The organism is Stenotrophomonas rhizophila (genome assembly GCF_000661955.1).
GTDB lineage: Bacteria > Pseudomonadota > Gammaproteobacteria > Xanthomonadales > Xanthomonadaceae > Stenotrophomonas > Stenotrophomonas rhizophila.
Window position 1 is genome coordinate 4,356,937 of the sequence record NZ_CP007597.1, and the last position, 13,470, is coordinate 4,370,406.

Consider the following 13,470-nt stretch of genomic DNA (forward strand, 5'->3'; position numbering starts at 1 on the left):
GGTGTGGTTGCCTGATGCCGGCCTTGGAACGCGTGCGCCCGCTAGAGGCCGACATCCGCGCCAAGCTTGGTGGACGGAGACAGCGCCGGCGCCACAATGGCGAGGTCGTAGCCGAAGATGAGCGCGCGCCATTCCGGCGTCGGGGCGTCCAGATCCTTGCTGCGCAGCAGGCGCAGATCCACCAGAATCCAGTCCCCGGGCGCCGCGCCCGAGGGGCGGGCCAACATCACATCCTTGCGCCAGTCGCTGTCCTCGCCCGTGGTCGCATCGAAGTCGTACACCTTCATCGGGCGACCGACCCCGTTGTAGCCGGCGCCCACGCCTTTCGCGCCCCCGACGATCAGGTTCAGCGCCTTCACGTCCTGTCCGTCGGCATGTTCGGCGACGAAGTTACCCACGTCGCGCTGGCCGAGTGGGTTGTAGCCCTTGTAGAGATGATAGGCGCCGAACTTCATCAGCACGCGCGCCTGCGGCACCTCGGCGAAATGGGCCGTGAGCGTCCGCTTCATCAGCCGTGCCCTGCGTCCGTTCGCATCGCCACGACCAGACTGCGAAGCCTGATAGATGGCGCGTGTTTCGCGCAAAGCGGCGAACAGCGCCTTTGCCCGGTCACCGCCGTCCTGGTTGATGGCTTTCCCTGCCGGATCCAGCGTCGCATCGGTGGCCTTCAACAGGAACAGGTCCATGGGGGAGCCGGAGGCGAGCGCGGCTTTCACGGCCGCCCGCTCCTGCGTGGCCAAGGCCTCGATCTGGGCGCGGGCGAGCGGCCCGGGGCCGGACGCCAGCATCTGGTCGAACAGATAGCCGCTTACCCCCAGGAACTCCTGGTCCAGCCCCCACAACGTGAAGCCCGGGCCGGCGACAGCGGCGCAATCGGCCACCGTCTGGCCTTCGGCGCGGCTGTTGAGGAACGCCATGACGTCGGGATAGGTGGTCAGGAAGTCGGCAATCTGCTGTTCGCGGTCCGGTGCTCTCATCCGTGCGTTGACTGCGCCGGCGGCCTCCGGCCCGGTCTCGACGGCCATGGCGGTCAGGCCGCCGGGCGCCATCAATCGACAGACGTTCGTGGTGAAGGCGGGGATCTCGCGCGAGAAATGGCTCTCGCCGATGAGGACGTACCGGCTGGCATCTACGGCGTCCGACAAGATGGCGGCGCCCGGACCCGAGAAGCCGTCCGGCCGGACGGTCAGCGGCGACCCCGCCTGTGCCAGGCGGTCGGCGAAGGTGAGCGGTACAACGGTCTCCGCATGAGCGGAAGCGGCGCACAGGCAGGCGAGCGACAGTGCCGCCCCAATCAACGTCAGACGCATCTCGCTTATCCCCTTGGATGACTCGGCGTTACGGCTATCCCCGAAAGACCGCGAGTTGAATCGCGGCCACAGCTCCCTTCGCTGCGTGCAGCCCGTTCAACGCCTTCTGGACCGTAGGCCCAGGAAAAGCAGGTGGACGAGCTGCGGGCCAGTGTAGAGCAGGCGTTCGCCGCTTTTCTACAGCGCTCGATTCTTTTCCAGCCGGGCGAAACTACGTCTGGTGATCCGATGGTTGGCTTTGGATGCTGTGCGCCAGTGGCAAGGGCATCCGGTGGGACCTGCACCAGGAGCATCCACGGCCCACGCTTCACCTGCAGGCCGCACCATCAGGCTCCCAGCGGCGGTAAACAACGTGCCTTAGCGGGGATAGAGGGCTTGGTGCCGGAGACGCTACATGCTGCTCATCCACGTCCCACGGCGAGGGAAAATCAGCGATGACGCTGGTCGCCGCGCATGAGCAACTCTCTTGAGCCGGACCCGTGGCGTCTCCGTCGTACTCGAAACGAAGACGAACCATCTGCGCTTCCTCGTCGGCCTCGATCGAAGCCTGACGTAACGTTGGATGGACCTCGCCCCAGAGGCCTCGGGCCAACGAGAAGACGAGCGCCAAGGGTGATGCGATGTCGTCCATGTGTCCAACGTCTCCATAGCAGCCCACAGCGCCTGATTACATCACTCACCCATAGCGAAATCTACGGCGCGCCAGCGCTTGCTACAACGCGACCCCAAGATCCGCACCAGGCGTTGGCACGCCCCGACGCGTCCTCTACTGTCCGCTCATGGGATAGGAGCCCGCGCAGACGTCGCCTTCCTCCGTCCCTGCTATCCACGCATTGAGCTGTTTGATCCGATCACGCGTCAGCTGCTCATACTCTCCGCTTTCACACATCGGCAGGACGCTGCCGTAATCGGCGGGGCTCGGGTATCGCGCCGCAATCTGTGCATCGCGAAACACTATCCAGGCGCGTTGTGCGGCCTTGAACTTCTCCAGGAAGGCCGTGTCGGTTGCATTGGCGGCCAGCACTTTTGCGTAGATCCGGTTGAGCTCGGCGTCTGCGCTTTTGGCGCTGTTGCTTGCACACTGGTTGAGGCCCGCCTGCGACTGGTTGGGGCTGTCACAGGCCATGCCATCGGAGGTATGCGGTGCCGCCGCAGGCGTTGCACTGCCTTTCTTCGCCTCAGCGTTGGCTACGGTCCCAACGGAGAGGGCGCACGCGAGAGAAAGTACTGCGACAGATACTCTCATTCGGGTCACTCCTTCAAGGACGCGCATAGGGTGCCAACAGACTGGCGACCGTTAGGCGCGCCCGCACGGAAAATCAGTTGTTGGCGTCCGGGTTGTCGACCTTGCAGCCCTCGCCGTGGCAGCCCTGGTAGTTGCCATGGGTGTCAAAGTTTGGATTGCCGTCCTTGTCGAACTGGGGCCGTGTATCGATCGCGTCCGGGTTGTCGACGAGGCAACCATTGCCATGGCAGCCGTCGTAGTCGCTGCTGCTGTGGTGTTTGTGGCTTTTGTGCGAATTGTCATCGGCCGCTCCCGCCAACAGCGCAGCGAGTACCACGCCGGCAGCCACCGCCCCCACGTCATGACCGTGGTCGTCGTAGCGACGCGCATTGGAGTCGTATCCGTCGCCCCTGCCATGGTGGTATCCGCCGACATCCGCAAATACGCCCGCGCAGCCGTCCGACACCCAGATGTAACCACTGCGCCTGTTGAAGCCCCACGTACTGTTGACGATGCAGGCGCTGGACGAAGATTGGCGAATGAGCTGCGGGGATCTGAGAGGTCCGGCACCGCACTCGTTGTACTCGAAATGGCGCGACGCGCACTCGACGGTTTCGCCCGCTGCAGCCTGGCCCAGGGGAACCAGACCGATCAGTACCACCAAGGAAAGCAAACCTCGCATACGACGCTCCTTGCACGTGGAAGGAAGGTTCACGCCTGCATCCAACTCAACCGCTATAGCCGCGGACGCGCATGCACTTCTTGATGAGATCCGATTTTTCCATGCCGCGGACCACGCCATCCCCTACTGCGTCGCCGGTGCTTTTTGGCGCTTTTCCATCCCCGGTCGTAGCCTTGGAGGCGTCGTAATCGCATTCGGCCAGATCGCGCTGCTTCTGCTCTTCGCTTGCACCCGGCTTGCTCCATGCCTTGATCTGGGTGGTGCCACATCCAGCCAGCATCACTGCACCAGAGAGCACGGCAAACGCGCCAATCAACGTGGTCCGCATGAGGGCTCCAGTCAATCTGAGATGGCCCGGTTGGCCACGGCTAATTAACGACGCCAATGGGTGAAAGATCTGTGAGCTGCCTGCTGGTGGTCCGTTCACATAGGCGGGCCGAAGCGCATCGCCTCCCTAGGCGCAGGCGTCGAGAGCGGAGGCGAAGGAAAGCGTCTAAAGAAGTCAGATGGCCCTTTGATGCGGCCAACGATGATTGAGGTTGTCGGGGCGCGTGGCGATTCCTTTACAGAGCCTTTGGCCGCAGCAGTTAGAATGGCTACAATCGCTGTGCGGAAAACAAAACCATCATGGGCCGCTCCGCCTCTTCGGCAAGTGCTGGGTTAGCTTCAATCTGCTCCGCAGCCGGCCCCCACTCATTGACGTGGCGAATAGTAAAGCCAGCGGCAATCAACGCGTTCAATGTCGTGCTCAATGTCCGGTGATACTTCACCACCCCGTCAGCCAGCCAGTTGCTGACGCGCTTGCCTTCGTTCTGGTAATTATTGACCGGCCAAGAACGCTGACCTTCTTCATCGGTGAGCCAAGCCTGACGTGGTGAGCACGTATAGATCGGGTGCTCCACCGTGAACACAAACCAACCGCCAGGCGGCAGTGCCTGATGGATGGAAGCAAACAGCGGGCCGATGTCCGGAAGGTAGTGCAGCGTCAGTTGGCTGTAGACCACGTCGAACGCCTGGCTCGGCAGTACGAGCTGCTCCAGATCGCCACGCTGGTAACTGATGTCGGTGTCCTCGGTGAGCTCTCGAGCTCGTGCGAGCATTTTTTCGGACAAGTCGATACCGAGCACCTTGGCGGCTCCTGCGACTCGTGCCCTGCGGCAGAACCAACCGTATCCACAGCCAAGGTCCAGAACCCGTTTTCCCGTCAGCACAGGAAGCATAGCCTGGATGGCCGGCCACTCGGGAGCGGCCTCCAGACCGAACTGCGAGCGCGGCAGTCGGGCATAGCCATCAAAAAAGGCCTGATTGTCGTAGATGTTCTGGGACACGCTGGACTCCGAATCGAATTCAATTCTAGAACCGGTCAACGCCACAGGAAACACCCTTATTGGCAGTTCCAGCCCCCGTCTGGCCGGAGCTGAACGGACATGCCGACCTCCGCGTGAGGAGACGGCCTTTAAGGATTGGCTGATGGAGTGGCTTGATGCGTCTCCATAGCATGCTTTCATGCATCGCCTCCTTCCACAGCACCCCGCGATTGACGCTCCTGCCGTCGCAGCCACCGTGCTGCTGCGGTGGCTGTCGGCGTGCATCCTGGTGTGCCTGGTCGGTACCGGGATCTTCTACGTCCTCGTTCAGCTTGGCGATGACGTCTCCGTACACAGGCGCGGGATGAACGCTGCTGCGTATCGAGCGCAGCTTTATGTGGACCAGCGCGAAGCCCTCCTGAACTATCTGGTCGACTCGGTCGTCAACGTCCACACCTCCAGCCAGAAGGCGCGCGCCTGGAGGCATGACGTTGACCGGAACGTTCGTCGACTCCGATTGGGTACGGCGGGCGACGGACAGGAATTGACTCTGCTCCTGTCGGCACGGGCTGAACAGACCTTGGCCGATTTTGGCGTGCGCTTGGTGCACATTGACGGCACCTCAGTGGCCGTTCGCTCGGCTGCTCACGAGGAGCCGAGCGCCAGTTTCATCTCTCGACAACACACCGTGGGAAGCCCGCTGGCGCCGGATGGTGAACGTCCTAGCGATAGCCGGGTGCGCTGGGTTGCACCAACACAGACGGGATCGCCTATTTATCTTTATCGGGCGATCGGCGGCGCGGAACCAGACGCTTCCCACTGGCTGGGATTGGCGATTGACTCGGACGCCATGATCAAGACCCTGAATGGCAACGGCATTGGCGACTTTGCTTTGCTGGACAAGCACGGGGAGGCAGTCCTGACGCAAGGGGAGCGCTCCCCTTCCGCAAGCTGGATGCGTCGGCATGCGCAGGACGAGTTCGGATGGATCTGGGATGGCGCTCGTCCCGAGGGCCTGGCATTGGTCAAGGGCATTGGCGAAGACGGCTGGCGGCTGGTGTACCACGCGCCCCTGAGCCTGCTGCTGGTTGATATCGCGCCCCATCTGGGCATTTCGCTGCTGATGTCCCTGGCTGGCGTGGTTGCGCTGCGTGCGCTGACCCGACGCATCGACCGCCAGTTGATCCAGCCGGCGCTGCTACAGCATCGACAACTCCTGGAGAGCTTCGATTTCGGCAGCACAGTGATCGAGATGGCGCCGGTCGGAGTTTGCGTGCTGCGCGGCCACGATGGCACCCCGATGGTGGAGAACCAGCTTGCACGTGACTGGCTTGGCAACGATGCCGCAGCAGGCGACTGGCTGGGCAATCTGCGAACCGGCAATGCGGACCCGCTGGGCGAACGTCGCAGCGCGGACTACACCACCAGCGATGGCCGACAACTCCAGGTGCTGGCCGCTCGGACCCGCTATCACGGCGAAGATGTCCTGCTGTGCGTTTTCAACGACGTGAGCAGACATCGTCAGATCCAGGCGGCCTTGTCCGCGGCAAAGCAGGCGGCTGACGCCGCCAGTCAAGCCAAGACTGCCTTTCTTGCCACGATGAGCCACGAGATCCGGACCCCTCTGTATGGCCTGCTCGGCACGCTGGAGCTTTTGGCGCATACGTCACTGGACGCTCGACAGAGCCAGTACCTTGCAACCATCGAGCAATCCTCTTCGGCCCTGCTTCAGCTGATCAGCGAGATTCTGGATGTGACCAAGATTGAATCGGGTCAGCTCACCTTGGTCGTGGCACCGTTTTCCCCTTTGGATCTGGCGGAGTCGACCCTTCGTGCGTATGCGGCAGCCGCTGAACGAAAGGGAATACGGATCATGGTATGCACCGACCCCGCGCTGCCGGACCAGGTCCTGGGCGACGCCGGTCGGATTCGGCAGATTCTGGGAAATCTGTTGAGCAACGCGATCAAATTCACTGACAGCGGGAACATCTGCCTGCGCGTCCGGCTGGTCGCACGTGAGGCGGATATGGTGTCCGTGAGCTGGCAGGTCACCGATACCGGCGTAGGCATCGCCCAAGCCGAGCATGCGCGTCTGTTCGAACCCTTCCGTCAGATCGGCACACACAACCGCTTGGAAGGTGCCGGGCTGGGATTGTCCATCAGCGACCGACTGGTGCGGCTGATGAACGGCGACATCCGTCTGGTCAGCGAGCCCGGCCTGGGCAGCAGTTTCACGATGGTGCTGCCGCTGAAGACCGATTCGCGGGCCACGCCCGAGGAAAGTGCGCCCAAGTTGCTGGCGCAACCGCTGATCTATGTCCGGTGCTCTGTTTCCGAATTGGCAGATAGTGGAAGCGAATGGCTGCAGCGGTGGGGTGCCACCGTGCGTCGCTATGAACCGGGGATGCCGCTCGCGCCGGACGAGAACGCCATTCTGCTCGACAGCGATCCACGCGGCTCTCCCCCCGTCAGCTGGCGGGGTCCCCGCGTCACCGCACTGCCTGATGCAGGCGATACGCCCGTCGTTGATCCGGGGAACCCCCGCCACCTCACCGTCACAATGTTCAGCATCCGCGCCATTGCAAACGCGTTGGCGCGGCTGCAACAGAGCGACGCCCCTGTACCGATGGCAGCGGTATCCCGACCCGACGCGCTGGATCTGCGGGTGCTGGTCGCCGAGGACAATCCGATCAATCGCATCATCATGAAGGAGCAGCTGGAAACACTCGGCTGCAGCGTCCTGACAGCAACCGACGGCCAGAATGCTTTGGAGCTGTGCCGGTCGCAACCGTTCGACGTGGTCTTGACCGACATCAACATGCCGCGCATGAGCGGGCATGCGTTGACCAGAAGCCTGCGTCAGCACGACATCCTTTTCCCAGTGATCGGCGCGACAGCCAGCGCCACCCCCGAAGAGCGTGAACGCTGCTTTGCCAGTGGCATGGCCGGCTACCTGGCGAAGCCCGTGGACATCGGTACCTTGCGCCGCGCCCTGACCCAACTGTCCCACGGAGCACCGGCATGACCATCCGCCATGTACTGATCCTGGAAGACCAGGCCTTCCAACGCAGCATGCTGGCTCAGCTCTTCAACAGCGCATCGAGAACCCACGCAGATACCTCGGGCGATGGCGCCGATGCGCTGGCGATGTGCCACTGGCGTCCCTACGACCTGGTCGTCACCGACATGATGATGCCCGGGGTGGACGGCATTCAGTTCATCCAGAGCCTGGCTGCCCAGGATCGGAAGCCGGCACTGGTATTGGTCAGCTCGGCGTCGACACGCATGATGTTCTCCGCCCGTCTGATGGCCGAATCCTTGGGATTCAGCGTGCTTGCGGTACTCCCAAAGCCCGTATCCCCTGGCGATGTTGCCGATGTAATGGCGTTGTTGAGCCAAAAGCAGGAAGGCGCGCATCGCGTCGCCGCCGTCAGCAAGGAGGCCAAGCTCCCGTTGGCAGCAAGCCGCGACACGTTGTGGCGGGCCATGAAGAGCGGTGAGATCACGGCGTGGTTCCAGCCGAAAAAATCGCTGGGCTCCGGCCTTGTGGTGGCGGCCGAAGCGTTGGTCCGCTGGTGCCACCCAGAACAGGGCTTGATATCGCCCGGTCAGTTTCTCCCGCTGATCCAGGAAAACGCACTCGAGCTGGCACTACTGCGGCACATGGTGAAGATGAGCGTTCTCGCGCAGGCCCAGTGGCGCGCGAGGGGCTTTCGAATTCCCGTATCAGTCAATTTGCCTCCCCATCTCCTGGAAAGAAGCACCCTACCGGAGGAACTGGCGGAGCTGACCATTGAGCACGGCGGCTCGCCTGCTGATCTTTGTTTCGAGCTGATGGAGAGCAGCACCACCCGGCATGTCAGCGACTATTACGCTGGCGCCTGCCGCCTGCGCATGAAAGGCTTCGGGTTGGCCCAGGATGACTTTGGACAGGGACTGAGCTCCGTGCACAACCTGGTGAGCGCTCCATTCACCGAGGTAAAAATCGATCGGTCTCTGGTACATGGCTGCACGCGGGATTCTGCACTGCGGAGCGCCTTGAGCACCGTGATCACGCTTGGCCAGAAGCTCGGCCTCAACATCGTCGCCGAAGGTGTGGAGACGGATGAAGAGCTGTCTACGCTCCGGGGACTCGGCTGCACACAAGTGCAGGGCTATCTGATCTCCGCCGCGATCCCCCCAGACGCCTTCGCAGAGCTTTTGAATGGTGAGACGCGCGCCCAGCGGAATGACGGCCGATGAAACGCCAGGACGGCCGAGGGACGTCCCGCGTTGTGATTGCCGACGATCACCCATTCATACTGGCGGGCGTTCGTGAACTGATCGAGCAGGACGGCCGATTCCGGGTGGTTGCACAGGTGAGTGATTCCGCCGCACTCATGAGGGCGCTCCATACGCAACAACCTGACATTCTGGTCACCGACTACGTGATGCCCGGCGATTCCCGCACCTGCGATGGCTCCGTGCTCATCGGCAGGCTGCACAGGGCGTTTCCCTCACTCCCCATTCTCGTTCTGACAATGATCACCACCCCGTGGATGATCGATGAGATGTACAGAGTCGGGGCGCACTGCGTGATCACCAAATCGGGGGATCCGGCTGAACTTCTCAGCGCACTGACAGCGGCACGGATGCAGCGCACTTATCGGTCAAGTAGCGCTGGTCGTTCCAGCGCAACGACTGATCACACTCAAGCGCCTCGACACGGCCTGTCGCCGCGGGAACTGGAGGTCGTCAGGCTGTTTTCCAACGGCCAGACCGTGAGTGACATCGCGGCGAGATTCAATCGGAGCCGCTGCACCGTCAGCGCCCAGAAAGCCAGTGCGAAGCGCAAGCTCGGTACGAGGAGCGACCAGGAACTGGTGGCGCTGGGCCTGAACTTTGTCGGGTTGGAGTGACCAGGTCATCTGACGGGAGCCCGTGAATGGTTGCAGGGGTGAGACCGCTGGGGGGACCTTCACCGCCCCGTGCGCGGCCGGGTTCCTATCGATTATCCTTCGCAAGGGCCGCTCCGCCCGTCAGACGAGATATGCATGCCGGTCGAGTCCACTCCCGTGCGCTTGCTTGCGCGCAGGTCCCTGTGGCTGCACAGCCTGCTCGTGGGCACCATCGCCGTGGCCACCATTCAGGCCGGTCTTCTTCTCTCCAGCTCGCTACAGCTGCTTCGGGAAGAGCAGCAGAAGGTTGATTTCCACTTCAAGCGCCTTTCTGGTGCGCTGCACGAACAAGAGCGCTTCATGGCGCGCTGGCAGGGCCATCAGCTGGATCCCGCGGATTCAAAGCGCGCCACGCCACGCTTTCTGGATGCCAGTCCTTACCCCGCAGCCTTCTCTCCATTTTCCGTCGTAAGCAGCAACGGATCCCCGCCTTCACCCGCAGCAACGGAGTTGGGCAGAGCTTTCTCAGGGTTCTATGGCAGCTTTTGGTCCGATTCGCGCTATCCGTCGCCGCGTTGCCTCCTGCTCGATGGCACCGGCACGATGGCAGCGCTGGTGCCGCATGCGCTCCCCATAAGCGGTTCGGATAACACTGCGGATCCAACCCTGCGCCGGATGATGGGCATCATTCACGCAGAAGCCTCGATCACAAGCCCTCAGAACGGCGGCATGGGGTGGCACCGTCGCGATCTGGCCGATGGGAGCCGTTGGCTGCTGTCCGTCATGCGCTCTCCCCAGGATGCGGCCCTATGGGCCAATGGCGGGACCCCGGCGATCTCCTGCATGCTGGATGTGTCCCGCATCGACGACCACCAGCAGGTGCTTGGAGAGCCTATTTACGACCGGCTTTCGATCCTGGCCCCCGACGGGCGGCTGCTCTACGGGCCGGAAGTCGATGGTGGCGGCGGGCAAAGCAGACACTACAGCGCAGGGAGCATTACCTATCGCATGCGTGACGCTGAAGGCTGGCAAGCGGTCTATCAGGTCGGCTGGGCGCGCGTGCTGCTTCACCAGCGTTGGCCTCTGATCGGCGGCGTGATTGCGGCCATCCTGCTTGCGCTCGGTGGCATCGTGGCGCTTCGCAGCTACCGCCGCTCCGTCCTGGTGCCGCTGCGCAGGAATCAGGAACGGCTGCAGGAGAGCGAGGCGTTCAGCCGTACCGTCCTGGAGGCCGCTCCGATAGGGCTGTGTCTTCTTCGCAGCAGTGATGGCAGCGTGGTACTGGAGAATGCGCTGGCTCGCGAGTGGCTGGGTGCTCGACACGACGCTCCTGGCTGGGATGGCACGTGGCGTCAAGATGCACTGACGTTGGTGAAATCCGGGCAGAGCCGCACGATTCCCTACCGGACACCGGATGGACGCCACCTGCTGATCAATACCACCCAAGCCCGGTATCGCGGCGAGCCTGTCACCCTTTGCCTGTTCATCGATCTCACTGCACAGCACGAGGCCGAGCAGGTTCTACAACAGGCTCGGCAGGAGGCCGATCAGGCGAACCGCGCCAAGAGCCTGTTCCTGGCGACCATGAGCCATGAGATCCGCACCCCCCTCTACGGCGTTCTGGGCACGCTGGAGCTGCTTGGGCTCACCGCGTTGGACAGTCAGCAGAGAGACTACCTGAGCACCATCCAGCATTCGTCCTCCACGTTGATGCAGTTGATTGGCGACATCCTGGACGTGTCCAAGGCCGAAGCCAGACAGCTGGTCCTGGAGCCCGTGCTGTTCTCTCCGGCCGAACTCACCGAAGAGGTACTCCGCTCATATGCCGCGTCCGCGACGCGGAAGAACCTGCAGCTGTATGCCTGCATTGATGGCGACGTGCCTGGGCACGTCCACGGCGACGGCGCGAGGATACGTCAGGTCCTGAACAACCTGGTCAGCAACGCCATCAAGTTCACCGAGGCCGGCCGCGTGGTCATCCGGCTTCAGCCACGGGACGTGAGCGGGCGAAAGGCGACGCTCGCCTGGCAGGTGGCCGATACCGGGATCGGGATCGAGGAACACCATCAAGCGCATCTCTTCGAAGCGTTCTATCAGGCCAATCCGGGCGCCGATGCGCAGCGGGGCACCGGCCTTGGGTTGGCGATCAGCGCGCAACTGGTGGGCCTGATGGGCGGCCAACTGAGAGTGGTCAGTGACACGGGGCTTGGGAGCAGTTTCAGTTTCGAGCTCGAGCTGGACCGGCCAGAGGATTCCTCCCCGACCGGACGTTCCGCCGACGCAGAGCAGCGCGTTTACGTGCGCTCGCCGGCCGGCGAGCTGGTTGACACCCTGTGCGCCCGTCTGCGCAAGCGCGGTTTCCTCGCGCAGGGGCTTCACCGGGAACCGGGCATGGACGCGATCCCCGGCACGCCACTTCTGGAAGTCCCCATGAATGGACCGATCGGCGCATGGGACGGCCCTCACGTGGTCGCCCGCACCGGCGGTGGCGATCATCCCCAACAGGTCAACGGCGTATGGCTGGTGTCCATGCACCGCCTCGATGCGATGGTCGATGCACTGCTCCTCGCGACCGGCCGCCCACTGCCACTGCAGGGGGAACCGTCGGCCAAGGCGTTCCAGCCGCTACACCTGAGCGTTCTGGTCGCAGAGGACAACCCCATCAACCAGATGATCCTGCGTGAACAGCTGGAGCGTCTCGGGTGCCATGCCGTCGTCGCCAGCGATGGCGCGGAGGCATTTGATTATTGGACACGTCGCCATTTCGATGTGGTCATCACCGATCTGAACATGCCGCATGTCGATGGGTACGCACTGGCAGAGCGGCTGCACGGGCATGGCATAACGGCGCCGATATTCGGTGCCACCGCAAATGCCGACCCCACTGAGCGCGCGCGTTGCCGCAGCGTGGGCATGGCCGATTGTCTGGTGAAGCCCATCCGGCTGGACGATCTGTACCGACATCTGAGCCCCTTGGCTGTTGCCGGATCCAGCCCGGATGTCCTCTCGGTCGCTCCGCGGATGCGGACGCTCTTCCTGGAGACCATGCGTGATGATATGGCCGCGCTGGCGAGATCACAGGAGACCGGGGATCTGCCGGGCGTCAAGCACATGCTGCATCGCCTGCGTGGTGCGCTGGTCCTAGTGTCGGCAGAACCGTTGGCCGATGAGAGCAAGCGTATCGAGGATAGAATCGACGACGGCGCCAGTGCGGAGGACTGCGCATCTGGCACCGAGGCGTTCATTGTCCGGTTGGAACGCGCCTTGGCCCATCTCGAGTCGATATCCGCCGACCCGACCGATCCACCTTGACCTTTCCCCGCGATCCGGAGACCCCGCCTTGAAGACCAAGATCGTCATTGCCGACGACCACCCGATTGTGCTGGCAGGCATCGCCGATCTTGTTGATCGCGACCCGCGCTTCCAGGTCGTCGGTCAAGCACAGGACCCGGCCGGGCTGGTGGAACTCGCACAGCAGCATGCGCCGGACATCATCATCACCGACTACAGCATGCCTGGTGACGAGCGGATGGGGGATGGGATCAAGCTCATTTCCTACCTGACCCGCAATTTCCCGGACACTCGCGTTCTGATACTGACGATGGTGTCCAACCCCTCCATCGTTGCCGAAATGTATCGCGCGGGTGCCAGCGGTGTGGTGCGCAAGAGCGGGAATCTCAATGAGCTCGACGGGGCCCTGACCAGCCTGCTGGCACAGCGGATCTACCGTTCCCCCGAACTGCCTCGCGAAGAAATGGTGCCTGAGGCTGGCGAGCCCACCTCGGCCGCCACCTTGTCGCCCCGGGAGTTCGAAGTGATTCGGCTGTTCGCCAGCGGCCAGAGCGTTGGTGACATCGCGCGCGCGCTCAATCGCAGCAGCAAGACAGTCAGCACGCAGAAGATCAGCGCCATGCGCAAGCTGGGCACCCGGACGGATCAGGAACTGGTCGCGTTCTGTCTGGAATCAGGCCTTTTCGGCTGATCGAGTCGCGGTTGCTTCGCAGGAAGACGTAGAAAAGCCCGCGGTCTTTCGACCGCGGGCTTCTTTTTACGCTACGACGGTAAGCTC

The 13,470-nt window shown here is 62.9% G+C and carries 11 protein-coding genes; 5 read left to right on the forward strand and 6 right to left on the reverse strand.

The features are described 5' to 3' along the window. Positions 1–41: 41 nt before the first annotated feature. From DX03_RS19135 to DX03_RS19155, 6 genes are all read right to left on the reverse strand, one after another. Complete coding sequence (locus DX03_RS19135; protein ID WP_038691272.1) at positions 42–1,310, reverse strand: hypothetical protein; 1,269 nt, start codon at positions 1,308–1,310, stop codon at positions 42–44. Between the two features lie 307 nt (positions 1,311–1,617). Next, positions 1,618–1,941 carry a MafI2 family immunity protein gene (locus DX03_RS21560; RefSeq protein ID WP_081797286.1) on the reverse strand — a complete coding sequence of 108 codons (324 nt, stop codon included), beginning with the start codon at positions 1,939–1,941 and terminating at the stop codon, positions 1,618–1,620. 135 nt (positions 1,942–2,076) lie between these two features. Beyond that, positions 2,077–2,556 (reverse strand): lysozyme inhibitor LprI family protein, encoded by a 480-nt coding sequence (locus DX03_RS19140; RefSeq protein WP_219335238.1) that lies wholly within the window; start codon positions 2,554–2,556, stop codon positions 2,077–2,079. A gap of 73 nt (positions 2,557–2,629) precedes the next feature. After that, entirely contained in the window at positions 2,630–3,250 is a 621-nt protein-coding gene (locus DX03_RS19145) for a DUF3011 domain-containing protein (protein WP_244880150.1), read from the reverse strand. A 13-nt stretch (positions 3,251–3,263) separates the two neighbouring features. Further along, entirely contained in the window at positions 3,264–3,545 is a 282-nt protein-coding gene (locus DX03_RS19150; RefSeq protein ID WP_038691275.1) for a hypothetical protein, read from the reverse strand. A gap of 268 nt (positions 3,546–3,813) precedes the next feature. After that, entirely contained in the window at positions 3,814–4,545 is a 732-nt protein-coding gene (locus DX03_RS19155) for a class I SAM-dependent methyltransferase (protein ID WP_038692676.1), read from the reverse strand. A gap of 178 nt (positions 4,546–4,723) precedes the next feature. Here DX03_RS19155 and DX03_RS19160 point away from each other — a divergent pair, with 178 nt between their 5' ends. The 5 genes from DX03_RS19160 (at position 4,724) to DX03_RS19180 (ending at position 13,383) form a co-directional block, all read left to right on the forward strand. Next, the gene (locus DX03_RS19160) at positions 4,724–7,549 is read left to right on the forward strand and encodes a response regulator (RefSeq protein WP_038691277.1); all 2,826 of its coding nucleotides are present in this window, start codon (positions 4,724–4,726) and stop codon (positions 7,547–7,549) included. Next, the gene (locus DX03_RS19165) at positions 7,546–8,766 is read left to right on the forward strand and encodes an EAL domain-containing response regulator (RefSeq protein ID WP_038691279.1); all 1,221 of its coding nucleotides are present in this window, start codon (positions 7,546–7,548) and stop codon (positions 8,764–8,766) included. The genes DX03_RS19160 and DX03_RS19165 overlap by 4 nt, the downstream gene beginning before the upstream one ends. Continuing rightward, positions 8,763–9,422 (forward strand): response regulator, encoded by a 660-nt coding sequence (locus DX03_RS19170; protein WP_038691281.1) that lies wholly within the window; start codon positions 8,763–8,765, stop codon positions 9,420–9,422. The genes DX03_RS19165 and DX03_RS19170 overlap by 4 nt, the downstream gene beginning before the upstream one ends. 135 nt (positions 9,423–9,557) lie before the next feature. Beyond that, positions 9,558–12,713: a hybrid sensor histidine kinase/response regulator gene (locus DX03_RS19175; protein ID WP_081797287.1), complete on the forward strand. Its 3,156-nt coding sequence runs from the start codon at positions 9,558–9,560 to the stop codon at positions 12,711–12,713. 28 nt (positions 12,714–12,741) lie between these two features. Beyond that, positions 12,742–13,383 (forward strand): response regulator, encoded by a 642-nt coding sequence (locus DX03_RS19180; RefSeq protein ID WP_038691283.1) that lies wholly within the window; start codon positions 12,742–12,744, stop codon positions 13,381–13,383. Positions 13,384–13,470 lie beyond the last annotated feature (87 nt).